The organism is Enterobacter sp. Tr-810 (assembly GCF_011752765.1).
Lineage (GTDB): Bacteria > Pseudomonadota > Gammaproteobacteria > Enterobacterales > Enterobacteriaceae > Enterobacter > Enterobacter soli.
The window spans coordinates 353,140-371,266 of the sequence record NZ_VWWW01000002.1; the positions used below are offsets into that span (position 1 = coordinate 353,140).

At 54.3% G+C, this 18,127-nt stretch carries 13 protein-coding genes; 6 read left to right on the forward strand and 7 right to left on the reverse strand.

The features are described 5' to 3' along the window. Positions 1–24: 24 nt before the first annotated feature. Positions 25–1,254, reverse strand: coding sequence for an HDOD domain-containing protein (locus F3J30_RS08270; RefSeq protein ID WP_166716931.1), 1,230 nt, complete (start codon positions 1,252–1,254; stop codon positions 25–27). 238 nt (positions 1,255–1,492) lie between these two features. Between F3J30_RS08270 and F3J30_RS08275 the strand changes: the two genes are divergently transcribed. Beyond that, on the forward strand, positions 1,493–3,424 hold the full coding sequence (locus F3J30_RS08275) for a methyl-accepting chemotaxis protein (protein WP_166716932.1): 1,932 nt from the start codon (positions 1,493–1,495) through the stop codon (positions 3,422–3,424). A 59-nt stretch (positions 3,425–3,483) separates the two neighbouring features. Here the strand turns inward: F3J30_RS08275 and cobB are convergent, their stop codons facing one another. From cobB to lolC, 5 genes are read right to left on the reverse strand one after another with little or no spacing between them, the layout of a single operon-like run. After that, positions 3,484–4,305, reverse strand: a complete 822-nt coding sequence (gene cobB / locus F3J30_RS08280) for a Sir2 family NAD+-dependent deacetylase (RefSeq protein ID WP_166716933.1) — start codon at positions 4,303–4,305, stop codon at positions 3,484–3,486. Positions 4,306–4,319: 14 nt separating this feature from the next. Then, a complete protein-coding gene (gene nagK / locus F3J30_RS08285; protein WP_166716934.1) occupies positions 4,320–5,231 on the reverse strand; it encodes an N-acetylglucosamine kinase in 912 nt (303 codons plus the stop codon). Positions 5,232–5,285: 54 nt separating this feature from the next. Then, complete coding sequence (lolE, locus tag F3J30_RS08290; RefSeq protein ID WP_166716935.1) at positions 5,286–6,530, reverse strand: lipoprotein-releasing ABC transporter permease subunit LolE; 1,245 nt, start codon at positions 6,528–6,530, stop codon at positions 5,286–5,288. After that, positions 6,530–7,231 (reverse strand): lipoprotein-releasing ABC transporter ATP-binding protein LolD, encoded by a 702-nt coding sequence (gene lolD / locus F3J30_RS08295; RefSeq protein ID WP_010429765.1) that lies wholly within the window; start codon positions 7,229–7,231, stop codon positions 6,530–6,532. Before lolD ends, lolE begins: the two co-directional genes overlap by 1 nt. After that, entirely contained in the window at positions 7,224–8,423 is a 1,200-nt protein-coding gene (gene lolC / locus F3J30_RS08300; RefSeq protein ID WP_014069810.1) for a lipoprotein-releasing ABC transporter permease subunit LolC, read from the reverse strand. Before lolC ends, lolD begins: the two co-directional genes overlap by 8 nt. 257 nt (positions 8,424–8,680) lie before the next feature. Here lolC and F3J30_RS08305 point away from each other — a divergent pair, with 257 nt between their 5' ends. The 3 genes from F3J30_RS08305 to F3J30_RS08315 all read left to right on the forward strand — a co-directional run bounded on the left by F3J30_RS08305 (position 8,681) and on the right by F3J30_RS08315 (position 14,463). After that, positions 8,681–9,754 carry an acyltransferase family protein gene (locus tag F3J30_RS08305; RefSeq protein ID WP_166716936.1) on the forward strand — a complete coding sequence of 358 codons (1,074 nt, stop codon included), beginning with the start codon at positions 8,681–8,683 and terminating at the stop codon, positions 9,752–9,754. A gap of 145 nt (positions 9,755–9,899) precedes the next feature. Continuing rightward, positions 9,900–13,346, forward strand: coding sequence for a transcription-repair coupling factor (mfd, locus tag F3J30_RS08310; RefSeq protein WP_166716937.1), 3,447 nt, complete (start codon positions 9,900–9,902; stop codon positions 13,344–13,346). A 151-nt stretch (positions 13,347–13,497) separates the two neighbouring features. Beyond that, positions 13,498–14,463, forward strand: coding sequence for a L,D-transpeptidase family protein (locus F3J30_RS08315; RefSeq protein ID WP_166716938.1), 966 nt, complete (start codon positions 13,498–13,500; stop codon positions 14,461–14,463). Positions 14,464–14,538: 75 nt separating this feature from the next. Here F3J30_RS08315 and bhsA read toward each other — a convergent pair whose 3' ends face one another. Beyond that, on the reverse strand, positions 14,539–14,796 hold the full coding sequence (gene bhsA, locus F3J30_RS08320) for a multiple stress resistance protein BhsA (RefSeq protein ID WP_014069806.1): 258 nt from the start codon (positions 14,794–14,796) through the stop codon (positions 14,539–14,541). 244 nt (positions 14,797–15,040) lie between these two features. On the opposite strand from bhsA, the gene F3J30_RS08325 reads away from it, so the two are divergent. Both F3J30_RS08325 and F3J30_RS08330 read left to right on the forward strand, forming a co-directional pair. Further along, complete coding sequence (locus tag F3J30_RS08325; RefSeq protein WP_014069805.1) at positions 15,041–15,676, forward strand: TetR/AcrR family transcriptional regulator; 636 nt, start codon at positions 15,041–15,043, stop codon at positions 15,674–15,676. A 199-nt stretch (positions 15,677–15,875) separates the two neighbouring features. After that, the gene (locus F3J30_RS08330) at positions 15,876–18,074 is read left to right on the forward strand and encodes a TonB-dependent siderophore receptor (protein ID WP_166716939.1); all 2,199 of its coding nucleotides are present in this window, start codon (positions 15,876–15,878) and stop codon (positions 18,072–18,074) included. Positions 18,075–18,127 lie beyond the last annotated feature (53 nt).

Below are 18,127 nucleotides of genomic sequence, written 5' to 3' on the forward strand. Positions count from 1 at the left end.
CCGTCTGCACGGAGTGAGGAAGGATTAATTAACGGCATTCTCCCCGGCCCAGAGCGTGGCCATGCGCATGGCTTCGATGACCTCCTCCTCTGACAGCCCCAGTGCATTGCATTTTTTTGCTGCATCATTCCACTTCTGCTGCTCATACAAACGACACAGCGACACTATTTCGGCCAATACGCCTTCCTGATGACACAGCGCATTGCTCACACTCTGCGGCACGGCAATCTGTTTCATCAGTTCCGCCATCGGCAGCTCAAGGATGGTATCGAGTAACGAGAACAGGCCGCAGATAAACGCGTTTTCAGCCAGCAGCGGCTCGTCCATTTTCTCTGCCACCAGCTCGCAGAATTTCCCCCGCATCATGCTCAGAGGGTAAAGCTCGTTAACAGTGTCATTGCCTGCGCTGGCCAGCACCACGACCGCCACAAACCGTCTGAGCTGGTTTTCACCAAGGTACATGAGCACTTCGCTCAGGGTTAACTTGCTGAAATTACAGGCACCCGCATATTTAAATGCAGTATGTTTCATATACCGCATGATCTTATAGGACAACGTGAGGTCAGTTTTAATCAGCGACTCAATTATCCTGAAATCGGGTTTATTGCGCCCCACTTCCACCTGAAGCCGGAAAATCGCCAGCTGGTTTTGCGATAAGCGTTTATATTTAATGATCTCCGGGCGGCAATAAAAGTATCCCTGAAATAGGGTAAATCCTGCCTCACGATATTTTTCGAATTCCTCTTTAGTCTCAACTTTTTCAGCGAGATACTTAATATGTGCGGTCAGGCTTTTACGTGGTTGCAAATAATTTTCAATTTGCGCTAAGGTATTATTCCTTACATCAAACTTCAGTATCGAAATATAGGGTAAAAAAGCATCCCATTCCGCCGCAAGGGTAAAATCATCCAGCGCAAAGCGATAACCATTAGCATTCATCTCTTTGACGGCCTGAAGCAACTCCTCTCCGGGCACGGCGTCTTCGAGGATCTCAATGACCACGTTGTCTTTATCCAGCGCTTCCCCGCTGCGGTTGATGACCATGTGTGAGGGGAAATTAATAAACGACGTCAGTGCCCCTGCGATCCGCTGGGACGGAACACATAAAAATTGGTCAGAAATCATCCGGGACGTGGCATATTCCGCCGACACATCCGGGAAACGGTTATTCATCCCATCCCTGAACAACAATTCATACGCAATGGTATTCATGTCCGTATTAAAAATGGGTTGTCTTGCGATAAATGCGTACATATACCGCCCTCCTTATCGGCCTTATTGTTATAAGCATCCTCTTTCTACACGAGTATATCGACCATTATCGAGCGCTATTTTGACTTATGGCACAAATTAATGGTAACCACACTAATTAACAGGATTTAAGGTTTGTAAAATTTAAATTAAATAAACTCTCCGCTATACAGAAAAATGACGATATATCCGATAAATACTTTGTGTCTGCCTGCCAGGCACAACTTTACGGGAGAAGAGAATGAAAAACGCCATGGTCCAGAAGCAAAGAATAAGAGTCAAGACGTTGATGCTGTTATCCATTTTCATCACCGTGACGGTGGGTTTTACGGCAACGATTGGTTTTATGATGTGGCAATGGATGGCTCAGCAGGAACAGCTGGCTAAAAAACACGTCCAGCAAATTGCCCAGGTTCAGTCGTTACAGGTCAGCAAGCAGATGGATTCCGCGCTGGCTGCCGCCCATGATATTGGCAACAGCGCGCTGGCAATACGTGATGCGGGGATCCCCGATCGCCAGGGGCTGAACCAGTTGCTGGTTCATTATCTTGCGGCTCACCCCAATTTTCTGTCCATGTCGATGGCTTTTGAGCCCAACGCTTTTGACGACAAAGATGCCAGCTTTGCCGGTCAGAGCGGTGAGGATCCGGCAGGCCGCTACGCCCGTTACGTTGACCGTGATGCCACAGGTAAGCCGGCTTTACACCTGCTGACCGACTTCGAAACACCGGGTAGCGGCGACTACTATCTGCTACCAAAGCAGCGCCAGAAAGATGTGATCATCGAGCCCTATATCTACCCCTATAACGGCGTGGACGTGATGCTCACCTCGATTGCCGCACCTGTCATGCACAACGGGCAGTTTCTCGGATCGGTGACGTCCGATTTCTCTCTCGCCACGCTGCAAAAAATGATTGGGGCCATTAAACCCTGGAACGGCACGGGCTACGCCCTGCTCCTTTCGGTGGGTAATAACGTGGTCTCCAGCCCTGACAAGGGCGCAGTGGGTAAACCTTATTCCGGCAAAGTGACCGGCAGTGAGGTTTCCCGCGCCGACGACCCGCTGCTGAAAGAAGAGGCGTTTATTACCTGGCAGACGATTAACATCGGCAACAGCCAGACACCGTGGAAGCTGGCCATCGTCACGCCGGTAAGTGAAGTGATGGCCGAGGCGCGCCAGTTTTTGCTGAAAGCCATTATTCTGATGGTATTAAGCATCGTGGTGGTGAGTCTGGTGATGGCGCAGATCTTTACCCGCAAAGTGGATCGTCCGGTTGGCGGAGAGCCTTCTGCGGCCGCAGGGATCGCTCTGGCGGTCGCCAGAGGCGATTTGAACAATGCCATTCCCGTGCGGGCGGGTGATACCAGCAGCATTTTTTACGCGCTTCATACCATGCAGATGCAGCTTAAACGCATCGTCGATAACATCAACGAAGCCAGCCATTCCGTTCATGGCGGTACCAGCGAGATTGCCGCCGGTAATCTCGACCTGGCATCCCGCACCGAGGAACAGGCGGCAGCCATTGTGGAAACCGCGGCCAGCATGGAGGAAATTTCCGTCACGGTGAAAAACAATGCCGACAACGCCCATAAGGCGACGCGTCTCACTGACCAGGCGGCCACCATTGCGGGTCATGGCGAAATGCTGGTGAATGAAGTGGTCGATGTCATCGGCGAGATCGACGAAAGCGCGCGTAAGATTGGTGAGATCAACAGCATCGTGGATGGCATTGCCTTCCAGACCAATATCCTGGCGTTGAATGCTGCCGTGGAAGCCGCTCGTGCAGGCGAACAGGGGCGCGGTTTTGCCGTGGTGGCGGGTGAAGTACGTAATCTTGCCCAGCGCAGCGCCAGTGCCGCCAAAGAAATCTCGCAGCTGATTGCAGAGTCTTCGGGCCGCGTCAGCAAAGGGGTAGAGCTGGTTAACGAAACCGGTGGAATGATGAAACAGATCATTGAAGCCGTTTCACATGTTCATCTGGTGATTAACGAGATTGTCCAGGCGCTGGACGAGCAGAACCGGGGGATTAGCCAGGTCAGCACTGCGGTCAATCAGATGGACAGCACGACCCAGCAGAATGCGTCACTGGTTCAGCAGATCTCTGCGGCGGCCATGTCGCTGGACGAGCAGGCCAAATCGCTGGAGAAGACACTGGCCTTCTTTAATTCATAACCAAAAACAAGGCCGGGTAGCTGTTTGCTTACCCGGCCTTGCCAATACAACATGCGCGGTTACAGCCCTTTCAGCAGCTTATCGACAAACTCCGGTACTACCTGGCTTGCCAGCCCGTAATGCTTCTCTTCAAATTCGCTGCCGACCTGACTCGGTTCCAGATTGAGTTCAACGGTGTGCGCCCCCTGCAACCGGGCTTCATGAACATACCCTGCCGCCGGATAGACATGGCCCGAAGTGCCGATGGCGATAAACACATCCGCCATCGCCAGCGCGTTATAAATATCATCCATTCCCAGCGGCATTTCACCGAACCAGACCACGTGCGGGCGCAGGCGTGACGGGAACTGGCAGCAATGGCAACGGTCATCAGGTTGCACATCGTCCGTCCAGTCGAGCACCTGGCCGCTCCAGGCGCAACGCACCTTCAGCAGTTCGCCGTGCATATGGATGATATTGCGGTTACCGGCGCGCTCGTGCAGGTTGTCGATGTTCTGGGTGACCAGCAGAAAACGGTCGCCCAGCGCCTCTTCCAGCCGGGCCAGCGCCAGATGAGCCGCGTTTGGTGCTACCTCGGGTTGCTGAAGCTGCCGACGGCGCGCGTTATAGAACCCCTGCACTAAATCGGGATCTCTGGCAAAGCCTTCCGGGGTAGCCACATCCTCTACACGGTGCTCTTCCCACAGCCCGTCAGCCGCACGAAACGTGCGAATACCGGACTCGGCAGAGATCCCCGCACCGGTCAGTACCACCACTCTGGGTTTATCCATCGCTTCTGGCATCATCCTGTCTCTGAAAAAGATCCGCTGGCGCAAGCGCTCACGCAAGCGGCGTTTATTTTTACGAAAACGGCTGAGTCGACCCTGGCGACGCGACAGCATAGTAACCTCGTAGACTAATCGGTGAGATGAAGGAAGGCGGCTCCGCGCATTCCTCCTGCGTCCCCGTGGCGCGCACGCTCAATACGCGGCACGCGGGCAACGGGTAATAAATGTCGGGGCAAACGCCCGGACAACTGTTCCGTTATCGCGGTAAAGTTTGATAACCCGCCGCCAATCACCAGCATATCGGGGTCGACGATGGTCAGGATATTCCCCAGACACACCGCCAGCAAATCCAGGTAGCGTTCAACGTGTTCACGCGCCTGTTCATTGCCCTGCTCCCACAGCGTAATGATTTGCGGGGCATCAATTTTCTGATGATAGAAGTGTTCGTATAGCCATGCAAACCCGCCCCCGGAGAGATAGTTCTCGATGCACCCATGCTGGCCACACCCGCATCGCGTCAGCGGAAAATCACGCCCAACGACCTCGAGGGCATCGACTGGCAGGCGAATATGGCCAAACTCACCGGTGATATAACTGCGCCCCGTAATGGGCTTACCGTTAACAACAATTCCCCCGCCAACCCCCGTGCCGAGGATCAGCCCCATCACCAGCGGATATTCCCGGAACTCGTCATCCCAAGCCTCGGAAAGGGCAAAACAGTTGGCATCGTTGTCTAAACGCACGTCGCGCTCAAGGAGAGCGGAAAGGTCAGCACGCAGCGGTTTGCCGCTGGCAGCAGGCACGTTGGCGGCATACAGCGTGCCGTCGTCAGTTTCGGGCATCCCCGGAATACCAATCCCCACAGAGCCTTTCACGCCAAAGCGCGCATCGGCTTGCGCCACCAGCGTGGCAATGGCGGTTAAGAATTCATCGTAGCTTTCGCGTGGGGTGGGAACGCGGGTTTCCCATTGTAGTTTGAGATTTTCATCAAATACGCCCAGCGCAATTTTGGTGCCACCAATATCAAATCCATAATACATAACGCATTCCTCTTTCTGATTTGGCGGCCCGAAAGCCGCTAAATCATGACGAAATTACTGGCCACTTAATACCCTCGCCGGATCAATTCGGCTTGCGCGACGCGCCGGATACCAGCTTGCCAGCAGACTCAGTAAAAGTGCTGTAACCAGCACATAAATAACGTCCAGCCAGTGCAATTCAGACGGCAGGAAGTCAATAAAATAGATATCACCCGACAGGAACTGATGGCCGATAAGTTTTTCGATCAGATTGATAATCGGCGTCAACTGAAGAGAAACCACCACGCCAATCACCACACCACAGAGACTGCCAAACAACCCGGCCAGTAAACCATACCAGACGAAAATGGCGCGAATAAGACCGTCTTTCGCCCCCAGGGTACGCAGCACGGCAATATCACCGCTCTTATCTTTAACCGCCATTACCAGTGTCGAGACGATGTTAAAGCAGGCCACACCAATCACCAGCACCATGGCCAGGTACATAATGGCGCGGATCATCTGAATATCACGGTACATATAGCCGTACGTGCCAATCCAGCTCTTGATGTAGACGTAGTTATTGGTGACCCCACCCGCATCACGGACCAGCTTATTGGCGTTAAAGACGTCATTAACCTTAATGGCAATGCCCGTCACGCTGTCGCCCATGTCCAGATACTGACGCGCATCTTCCATCGGCACCATCGCAAAGCTGTGATCGAGCTGACCACTCAGCTGGAGAATACCCGTTACGTGCAGGCGCACGCGTTTTGGCTGCTGTAATTTATGGTCCGCGCTGGCGTTGGGGATCATGATAGAAACCCAGTCACCCTGCTTCACTTTCAGCGCGTCAGCCACGCCTTTACCCATAATGATTTGCTGCTCGCCGGGCTTAAAGTTTGCCCACGCGCCGTTCTGCACATATTTCGGCAATGCGCTTAAACGCTCTTCCTGCTGCGGGTTTACCCCTTTAACCTGGATGGCACGCAGGTTTACCCCGCTTTCCACCAGCCCGGTGAAGTTGATGTACGGCGCAGCGGCGGCAATGCCCGGCACTTTTTCCACTTTATTGAGCGCATCGCTCCAGTTTGTCCAGGGCTGGTTAACCGGCTCGATTTCGCCGTGAGGCACCACGGCCAGAATGCGGTTGTTAAGCTCACGCTCAAAGCCGTTCATGGCGCTCAGCCCCACAATCAGCACGGCAACACCCAGCGCAATCCCCACGGTGGAAATCACCGAGATAAGGGACACCATGCCGCCGCGACGGCGGCCACGGCTAAAGCGTAAACCGATGAGTAACGATAACGGTGAAGCCATTACTCCGCTCCCATCAGGGTCAGCTCGGCGTTCAGATGACCATCGCGCATCTCAAGCTGACGGCCCATGCGTTTAGCCAGTTGCAGATCGTGGGTCACCACCAGGAATGCCGTTCCCTGCGACGCGTTAAGCTCACCCAGAAGCTGGAAAATGCTGTCCGCGTTACGCGCGTCCAGGTTACCGGTCGGTTCATCTGCCAGCACCAGACGCGGGTTGTTCACCAGCGCACGGGCAATCGCCACACGCTGACGTTCGCCGCCAGACAGCTCAGACGGACGGTGATTACCACGATGCCCAAGCCCCACCGCTTTCAGCATATCGCTGGCGCGGGCGTTAATTTCTGCCGGTTTCTTCTTGCCAATCAGCAGCGGCATCGCCACGTTTTCCAGCGCCGTGAAATCCGGCAGCAGGTGGTGGAACTGATAGATAAAGCCCAGCTCGCGGTTACGCAATTCGGCTTTCGCCGCAGAAGACATTTTGCTCATCGGCTGGCCGGAGAAAATCACGTCGCCTTCGGTCGGCGTATCCAGCCCGCCCAACAGGTGCAGCAAGGTACTTTTACCGGAGCCGGAGCTACCGACAATTGCCATCATTTCGCCTTCACCCACGCTAAAGCTCACATTGTGCAGGACATCAGTCTGTACAGTGCCTTCCTGATAGCGTTTGGACAGGTTGTCGCATTGCAACAGGATCTTATTCATAACGTAAAGCCTCAGCGGGTTGAGTGGCGGCAGCGCGCCATGAAGGATAAAGCGTGGAAAGCAACGCAATGGCCATCGCAGCCAGTGCAATGCCAATCACCTGCAACGGCTCAATCGCGACGGGCAGCGCCGCGCCATCGAGAAGTGCACCGATAATTGGCATTAAATTATTGAGCTGGCTGGCCAGCAATGCGCCCAGCACGGCGCCCAACAGCGCACCGATAATCCCGGCGCTGGCGCCCTGCACCATAAACACGGCCATGATCTGACGCGGCGTTAGCCCCTGGGTTTGCAGAATGGCGACTTCGCCCTGTTTTTCCATCACCATCAACCCAAGCGAGGTGATGATGTTAAACGCGGCCACCGCCACGATCAGGCTCAGCAGCAGCCCCATCATGTTTTTTTCCATGCGCACGGCCTGGAACAGCTCGCCTTTGCGGTCACGCCAGTCCTGCCATTTTGTCCCTTCCGGCAGTTTTTGCTGGCTGAGAACATCGACTTTTAACGGCGCATCAAGCCACAGACGCCAGCCGGTGATGTTGCCCGCCGGATAGCGCATCAGGCGCGACGCATCCTGAATGTTGACCAGCATCTGATAGCCGTCGACTTCGCTGTTGGCAGCAAAGGTACCAATAATGTTGAACAGACGCTGGCTTGGCAGACGCCCCATCGGCGTAAACTGGCTGGCAGACGGCACCATCACACGCAGCTGGTCGCCACGGTTAACGCCAAGCTGCCCGGCAAGCTGTTCACCGAGGATCACGTTGTATTGGCCCGCCACAAGATCGGTTTGCTTCACGTTAACCAGGTACGGCGTGAGCGGATCGTTCTGCGCCGGGTCGATCCCCAGCATCACGCCAACCGCCACGCTGCGGGCGCTTTGCAGCACCACGTCACCGGTGGTAAGTGGCGCAACGCGCGTGACACCCTGCAATTTCGCGGCACTTTCCGGCAGCTGTTGCGGGTTAACGGAACCGTTTGAAGAAGAGAGTACGGCCTGTGGCATCAGCCCCAGGATGTTGTTTTGCAGCTCGCGCTCGAAGCCGTTCATCACGGAGAGAACCGTCACCAGTGCCATCACGCCAAGCGTGATACCAATAGTGGAAAGCCAGGAGACAAAGCGACCGAATCGGTCCGCGGCGCGCCCACGCATGTAACGTAAGCCTATGAAGAGTGCGACAGGTTGGTACATGAAATCCGTCTGTTTGCTGATAGCAGACCCACGAGTATATAAGCGAATCCGTTAAGCGTAAATGACTGAAACCGTAAGCTTTGGTAATCATTTTTCCGAAAAAATCAGATAAATCATAGTGCTACTCTCTGAACGTAGATCCTGCGCCCTCCACCTTTTCCGAAAAACGTACTGATACAGACTGTTACTGATTACATCCCCTGCCCCTTCACCCAGGATAAACGGTTCGTTTATGGCAAAACAGGTACCGTTTCCCGATGAAACAAAAAGCATTATGGATTAACCAGATAAAAGGGCTGTGCATCTGCCTGGTGGTGATTTATCACTCGGTTATCACCTTTTATCCGCATCTCAGCGGGCTACAACATCCTCTCTCCGGGCTTCTCGCCAAATGCTGGGTCTACTTTAACCTTTACCTCGCGCCGTTTCGGATGCCGGTGTTTTTCTTTATTTCAGGCTATTTGATCCGCCGGTATATCGATGAAGTGGGCTGGCGAACCAGCCTCGATAAACGCATCTGGAGCATTGTCTGGGTGCTGGCCCTGTGGGGTGTCCTGCAATGGCAGGCGCTGAGCCACCTGAATGCCTGGCTGGCCCCGGAGCGCGAATTAGCCACCTCATCAAACGCCGCCTACGCAGATTCCGTCCCGGAGTTTATTCTGGCGATGCTCACCGCCAGCACCAGCCTGTGGTATCTGTACGCCCTGGTGGTCTACTTCACGCTGTGTAAGCTGTTAAGCCGCTGGAAACTGCCGGTGCTGGGGCTTCTGGCGCTGGCGAGCATCGCAATAAACTTCCTGCCGCTCCCGTGGTGGGGGATGAACAGTGTGGTGCGCAATATGATCTATTACAGCATGGGCGCGTGGTACGGTGCAGAGCTCATGGCATGGATGAAAGGGCTGTCACTGCGCCGCGTCTGGCTGCCTGTTGTTGCGTTTGCTGCGGTATCCGTCGTGCTGTGGTTTGCCAATGCCCCGCTACTGCTCTCCCTGCTGTCTATCCTGCTTATCATGAAGCTCTTCTACAGCGTCGAACAACGCTACGCCGTGCATCCCAATAATCTGCTCAATGTCATTGGCTCAAACACCATTGCCATTTACACCACGCATCGCATTTTAATCGAGGCATTTAGCCTGTTCCTGATTGGCGAAATGAATGGCGCATCCTGGCCTGTCTGGGCAGAGCTGGCGCTGATCCTCGTCTATCCGTTTGCCAGCCTGTTAATCTGTACACTTTTCGGTCTTGGCGCACGCAAGCTGTCTACCGCGCTGTTTGGCGATCTGTTCTTTTCCCCTCCTGCGCGTCTTTCACCGGCGCCCGCCGCTCGCTAATGTCCACCTCGCCCTGATTCAGGGCGAGTTTACCGCCTGTGCGGTTCCGGTTTGCTTATGCAAAACGATCGAGGATAATAAAGACATTGCGTATCAGTGATATGCCCCAATACTGGGTATACCCATAAGAGACTCTGACATAGCCATGCCTGAACACTACCGTTATTCCTTGCCCGGCAAAGCGGGCGACCAACGCCAGCTGGGTGAACTCACGGGCGCGGCGTGCGCCACGCTGGTGGCAGAAATCGCAGAACGGCATCCCGGCCCGGTGGTTCTTGTTGCCCCGGATATGCAAAATGCATTACGCCTGCATGACGAAATCCGCCAGTTCACCGATAACCTGGTCTTCAGCCTGGCTGACTGGGAAACGCTGCCGTATGACAGCTTCTCCCCGCACCAGGAGATCATCTCCTCACGCCTGTCCACGCTCTATCAGTTGCCGTCCATGCAGCGCGGCGTGCTGATTGTGCCGGTAAACACCCTGATGCAGCGCGTTTGCCCGCACAGCTATTTACATGGTCATGCGCTGGTGATGAAAAAAGGCCAGCGTCTGTCGCGAGATGCCCTGCGTGCGCAGCTTGACAGCGCCGGATACCGCCACGTTGATCAGGTGATGGAGCACGGCGAATACGCCACTCGCGGCGCCTTGTTGGATCTCTACCCGATGGGCAGCGACCAGCCTTACCGTCTGGACTTTTTCGACGACGAAATCGACAGCCTGCGCGTCTTTGATGCCGACACGCAGCGTACGCTGGAAGAAGTTGAATCCATCAACCTGCTGCCTGCTCACGAATTCCCGACCGACAAAACCGCCATCGAGCTGTTCCGCAGCCAGTGGCGCGACAAGTTCGACGTGAAACGCGATGCGGAACATATCTATCAGCAGGTCAGCAAAGGCACCCTGCCTACCGGGATCGAATACTGGCAGCCCCTGTTTTTTAACGAGCCATTGCCTGCGCTGTTCAGCTATTTCCCGGCCAATACGTTGATTGTGAACACCGGGAATATCGACGCCAGCGCCAGCCGTTTTGAAGGTGAAACCCGCGCCCGCTATGAGAGCCGTGGGGTTGACCCGATGCGCCCGTTGCTGCCACCCGAACAGCTGTGGCTGCGTAGCGATGAGTTAAATACAGAACTTAAGCGCTGGCCGCGTGTGCAGCTCAAAACGGACACCCTTGCCGATAAAGCTGCGAACACTAACCTCGCCTTCCAGAAGCTGCCTGATTTGGCCGTACAGGCGCAGCAAAAATCGCCGCTGGATAGCCTGCGCAAGTTCCTTGAGTCCTTTACCGGGCCGGTGATTTTCTCGGTAGAAAGTGAAGGCCGTCGTGAAGCATTAGGCGAGCTGCTCGGTCGCATTAAAGTCGCCCCTAAGCGTATTTTCCGCCTTGATGAAGCCACCGCCAACGGGCGTTACCTGATGATCGGCGCCGCCGAGCACGGTTTTATTGATACGCTCAATAATCTGGCCCTGATTTGCGAAAGCGACCTGCTGGGCGAACGTGTGGCTCGTCGTCGCCAGGATAGCCGCCGCACCATTAACCCGGACACGCTTATCCGCAACCTGGCGGAGTTGCACCCGGGGCAGCCCATTGTTCACCTTGAGCACGGTGTTGGTCGTTATCAGGGGATGACTACCCTTGAAGCGGGCGGTATTAAGGGTGAATACCTGATGCTGACCTACGCCAACGACGCCAAACTTTACGTGCCGGTTTCGTCGCTGCATCTGATTAGCCGTTATGCCGGGGGTGCCGAAGAAAACGCGCCACTGCATAAACTGGGCGGTGATGCCTGGGCCCGCGCGCGCCAGAAAGCCGCCGAAAAAGTGCGTGATGTGGCCGCCGAGTTGCTGGACATTTACGCCCAGCGCGCGGCCAAAGAAGGTTACGCCTTTAAGCATGATAAAGAGCAGTATCAACTGTTCTGCGACAGCTTCCCGTTTGAAACCACGCCGGATCAGGCCCAGGCCATCAATGCGGTGTTGAGCGATATGTGTCAACCGCTGGCGATGGACCGGCTGGTGTGCGGTGACGTGGGCTTTGGTAAAACCGAAGTGGCGATGCGCGCGGCGTTTTTAGCCGTGGAGAACAACAAGCAGGTTGCAGTACTGGTGCCAACCACCCTGCTCGCCCAGCAGCATTATGACAACTTCCGCGATCGCTTCGCCAACTGGCCGGTGCGTGTCGAAATGCTGTCCCGTTTCCGCAGCGCCAAAGAGCAGACACAAATTCTGGAGCAGGCAAGCGAAGGTAAGATCGATATTCTTATCGGCACCCACAAACTGCTGCAAAGCGACGTGAAGTGGAAAGATTTAGGGCTGCTGATTGTCGATGAAGAGCACCGCTTCGGCGTGCGTCATAAAGAGCGTATCAAAGCGATGCGTTCCGATGTCGATATCCTGACCTTAACCGCCACGCCAATTCCGCGAACCCTGAATATGGCGATGAGTGGAATGCGCGATCTGTCGATTATCGCCACACCACCGGCGCGCCGCCTGGCGGTGAAAACCTTCGTACGCGAGTACGATAGCCTGGTGGTACGCGAAGCCATTCTGCGTGAAGTGCTGCGCGGCGGGCAGGTTTACTATCTCTTTAACGATGTCGAAAACATCCAGAAAGCGGCAGATAAACTGGCGGAGCTGGTTCCCGAGGCGCGTATCGCCATCGGGCACGGGCAGATGCGTGAACGCGAGCTGGAACGGGTGATGAACGATTTCCACCACCAGCGTTTTAACGTGCTGGTCTGTACCACCATCATTGAAACTGGTATCGACATCCCAACGGCCAACACCATCATCATCGAACGCGCGGATCACTTTGGTCTGGCGCAGCTGCACCAGCTGCGTGGCCGCGTTGGGCGCTCACACCACCAGGCCTATGCCTGGCTGCTGACGCCGCATCCAAAAGCGATGACCACCGATGCGCAAAAGCGTCTGGAAGCCATCGCCTCACTGGAAGATCTGGGTGCAGGGTTTGCCCTGGCCACCCACGACCTGGAGATCCGCGGTGCCGGTGAACTGCTGGGTGAAGACCAGAGTGGTTCCATGGAAACCATTGGCTTCTCACTGTACATGGAGCTGCTGGAAAACGCCGTTGATGCGCTCAAAGCCGGGCGTGAGCCGTCACTGGAAGATTTGACCAGCCAGCAAACGGAAGTCGAGCTGCGGATGCCGTCCCTGCTGCCGGACGATTTTATCCCGGATGTGAACACCCGCCTGTCGTTCTACAAACGCATAGCCAGTGCGAAAAGCGAAAACGAGCTGGAAGAGATCAAAGTGGAGCTTATTGACCGCTTTGGCCTGCTGCCGGATGCTGCGCGAAACTTGCTGGATATTGCCCGGCTGCGCCAGCAGGCACAGAAACTGGGGATTCGTAAGCTGGAAGGTAATGAAAAAGGTGGCGTGATTGAGTTTGCCGAGAAGAATCACGTCAATCCGATGTGGCTGATTGGTTTACTGCAAAAACAGCCACAGCATTTCCGCCTGGACGGGCCAACGCGCCTGAAGTTCACCCAGGAGCTGGCTGAACGTAAAACCCGCATGGACTGGGTGCGTAACTTTATGCGCCAGCTGGAAGAAAACGCGATCGCCTGACCTGCCTCTCTCCCCGGTGGGATACACGCTGCCGGGGAGACAATTTACAAACTCTTTGCAAACCTCCTGGATTTCCCGACACATCCATTCGCCATAATTATTGTTAACTCTTTAAATAACAATAACCTTATCATTTATATGGATTATGGTGATGATGACCTCTTCGCGTATGACTCGCTGGATAACCTTGTTTGCGCTGGCTGCAACCGTGGCAATAGCGCTTCCAGCCCAGGCTAACACCTTGCCTCTTCCCCCTGCCGGTAGCCGTGTGGTGGGTGAAAACCGCTTTCATGTAGTTGAAAACAATGGCGGTTCACTTGAGGCAATTGCAAAAAAATATAACGTGGGCTTCCTGGCGCTGTTACAGGCTAACCCGGGCGTTGACCCGTATGTGCCTCGCGCCGGTAGCGTGTTAACCATTCCTCTGCAAACGCTGCTGCCTGATGCACCGCGCGAAGGGATTGTGATTAACCTCGCCGAACTGCGGCTTTACTATTACCCGCCGGGTAAAAATGAAGTGACCGTCTACCCTATTGGCATTGGCCAGTTGGGCGGCGACACACTCACGCCAACCATGGTGACCACCGTGTCGGATAAACGCGCCAATCCGACCTGGACGCCGACCGCCAATATTCGCGCACGCTATAAGGCTCAGGGGATAGATTTGCCGGCGGTGGTTCCGGCTGGCCCGGATAACCCGATGGGCCACCATGCGATCCGCCTTGCCGCTTACGGTGGCGTCTATCTTCTGCACGGAACCAATGCTGATTTTGGTATTGGAATGCGCGTCAGTTCCGGCTGTATTCGCCTGCGTGATGACGACATCAAGACCCTGTACAGCGTGATAGCGCCAGGAACAAAAGTGAACATCATCAACACGCCGATCAAGGTGTCTGAGGAGCCTGGCGGTAAACGCCTGGTGGAGATCCATCAGCCATTATCGAAAAACATCGGCGATGATCCGCAAACGCTGCCGATCCCTCTCAATGCAGAGATGTATCGCTTCAAAACCAGCCAGGATACTGACGATGCGGTGATAGGCCGGGCAATGGAGGCGCGCGCGGGGATGCCGGTTGACGTTACACGTCATCAGGATATTCCCCAGCAGACGCTGTAAAAGCGCAATAAAACAAAACGCCCTGCATATGCAGGGCGTTTTTTTGCAGTGGCAAGTATGAGGGTTCTGCAAATCTTATTTATAAATCACCGCAGTACCGTGAAGGGTGTTAGGACCCGTCACAGAGGTAATACGGAAGGATTTAGCACCCATCGCTTCTGCTTTCTGTGCCAGCTGGTCTTCCAGAGAGCCCAGGTTAGTACCTGCTGTTGCAGAGATAGTACCGACTTTATGCTGGTCAGCAGGGGTAGATTGCACTTCAACAGCTGCGAAGCTTGCGAATGACAGAGAACTCAGTACAGCGGCAGCGATCAGGGTTTTTACGTTTTTCATGATTTTTACCTTTAGGCAGATGAATTTGGGGTCGTTAGTTATTTACTTAACGATCGATAGGTAAATCATAAATGTGATCCACGTCACGCGTCAACATCTTTTTATAACGATCGTTATATTAATTTTAATTTCGTTATTTTTCATACCCATATGAATAATTTATTTTTGCTGAATCAGCGCTGGTCGCGGGCGGCGAATATTTTTATAATGGTCATTCAACAAACCAACAGAGGATCCGCGGCAAATGACAACTGATGTAACGAGTTGCGCAAAGAAAAGCCGTGGCCGACCAAAAGTGTTCGACAGGGAAGCGGCGCTCGATAAGGCCATGACACTCTTCTGGCAGCACGGGTATGAAGCCACCTCGCTCTCCGATCTTGTGGAAGCCACAGGCGCCAAAGCACCTACGCTGTATGCGGAATTTACCAATAAAGAGGGGCTGTTCAGGGCAGTTCTGGACAGATACATTTCGCGCTTTGCGGCGAAACACGAAGCGCAGCTTTTCTGTGAAGAAAAAACAGTTGAGCAAGCACTGCGGGACTATTTCACCGCCGTCGCCACCTGCTTTACCAGCAAAGATACGCCGGCAGGCTGCTTTATGATCAACACCTCCGCCACCCTTGCGGCCTCTTCTAAAGAGATTGCCAACACGGTGAAATCGCGCCACGCGATGCAGGAGGAGACGCTGTGTGCGTTTCTGACCGAGCGCCAGCGCCGCGGTGAGCTTCCTGCCCATTGCCATCCGCAGGAGCTGTCGCAATACCTGAGCTGTATTTTGCAGGGTATGTCGATCAGCGCGCGTGAAGGCGCAAGCCTGGAAAAACTGCAAAGTATCACCCACACCACGCTACGTTTGTGGCCAGAACTGCTTAAAGTCTGATACCCCGGGCGGCTTCGCTAGCCGCCCTCTCTTCCCTCATTTTTGTTCCCCGTTGCGCTTATCCTCTTATTTGATGGGTTGATAATGAGATTCTTTATCGGCAGTATTCGCATTTGCATTTTTTACATTTGTTACACAATGCAAAATTGTGGTGTTGACCTGCCTATAAAAAAGAGCGACCGCTCAACAAGGAATGATGATGAAGAAAAGCCTCTGGGTGCTAAATCCTGTATTGCTGGCCATCGCGATGCCGCTTTACGCCGAACAAACCAATGAAGAAAACCTGATTGTCAGTGCCAACCGCAGCCATCGTACCGTGGCAGAAATGGCGCAAACCACATGGATTATCGAAGGACATGAAATTGAACAACAGGTCCAGGGTGGTAAGGAGTTCAAGGATATTCTCGGGCAGCTGATCCCCGGAATGGATGTCAGCAGCCAGGGTCGAACAAACTACGGCATGAACATGCGCGGCCGTGCGATTGTGGTGTTAATTGATGGCGTGCGTCTGAACTCCTCGCGTACCGACAGCCGCCAGCTGGACTCGATTGATCCTTTTAACATCGAACATATTGAAGTTATTTCCGGCTCTACGGCCCTGTACGGTGGCGGCAGTACCGGTGGTCTGATTAACATCGTGACCAAAAAAGGTCAGCCAGAAACGCAGGTTGATCTGGAGCTTGGCAGCAAGACAGGCTTTAACAACAGCAATGACCATGACGAGCGCGTAGCAACCGCCGTTAGCGGGGGGAATGACCATGCGTCGGGCCGCCTCTCAGTCGCTTATCAGCGTTTTGGCGGCTGGTATGATGGCAACGGCGACGCCCTCACCTTCGATAACACCCAGACAGGATTACAACATTCGGATCGTCTGGATGTGATGGGTACAGGCACAATCGACATCAGCGATACCCGCCAGTTGCAGGTGGTAACGCAGTATTACAAAAGCCAGGGCGACGATGATTACGGGCTTTATCTCGATAAAAACATGAGTGCCGTGACCGGAAATGGTACCGCCCGGACCCGTAGCGGGTTCAGTTCCGACCGCATTCCGGGGACAGAACGCCATCTCGTCAGCCTGCAATATTCCGACACCGATTTCTGGGGGCAAGAGCTGGTAGGGCAAATTTACTACCGTGATGAATCCTTGCGTTTTTATCCCTTCCCCACCGTGGATCAAAAAACCAAAACCATCACCAGCTTTGCGGCGTCTGAGCAAAACACCGATCAGTACGGCGCAAAACTGACCCTGAACAGCAAGCCGCTCGACAGCTGGCAGGTAACCTGGGGCATCGATGCCGACCATGAAACATTCGACTCCAACCAGATGTTCTTTGACCTGGCGAAGTCAGTGCCATCAGGCGGGATGAATAACCACTCGGCCTATACCACCGGGCGTTATCCGGGTTACAGCATCACCAACTTCGCCCCATTCCTGCAAAACAGCTATGACATCAATGAGATCTTCACCTTGAGCGGTGGGGTTCGCTATCAATGGACTGAGAATCGCGTTGATGACTTTATCGGTTATTCGCAGCAGCAGGCGATTGCGAATGGCAAGGCCACTTCAGCAGATGCGATCCCGGGCGGTAAAACGGATTACGATAACCTGCTGTTTAACGCCGGCATTCTTGCGCACATTACGGAACGCCAGCAGCTCTGGTTTAACTTCTCTCAGGGTGTTGAGCTGCCGGACCCAGGCAAGTATTACGGGAACGGCGCGTACGCAAAAGCCGATGCACAGGGCCACCTGGCGCTGCTTAAAAGCGTTAACCCAAATGATGCAAAACTTGAAGGGATCAAAGTTGACTCCTATGAGCTGGGCTGGCGCTATACCGGAGATAACCTGCGCACGCAAATTGCGGCCTATTACTCTCTCTCGGACAAATCCATCGACATCAACCGTAGCGACATGACGATTGACGTCAACCCGCAGGAGCGCCGTATCTATGGTGTGGAAGGTGCGGTGGATTACGTTATCCCTGACAGCGTCTGGAGCGTAGGGGGTAATTTCAACATCCTGAAATCAGAGATAAAAACCAACGGTTCATGGGAGAAATGGGATGTGACTCAGGCCTCGCCGTCGAAAGCTACGGCCTATGTAGGCTGGGCGCCTGAACCCTGGTCGCTGCGTGTTCAGACTCAGCAAACCTTTGACCTGACGGACGCCGCAGGCAATGAAATCGAAGGTTATAACACCGTCGATTTCCTCAGCAGTTATCAGCTGCCGCTGGGTAAACTGTCGTTCAGCATCGAAAACCTGCTGGATAAACAGTACACCACCGTCTGGGGCCAGCGTGCACCGTTGCTCTACAGCCCAACGTACGGCAATGCAGCATTGTACGAGTACAAAGGACGCGGTCGTACCTTTGGGCTTAACTATGCTCTGACCTTCTGATTGCCAAAAAAAAGCTCCTCAGCCTGAGCGCTTGAGGAGCTAAATTCAGAGAA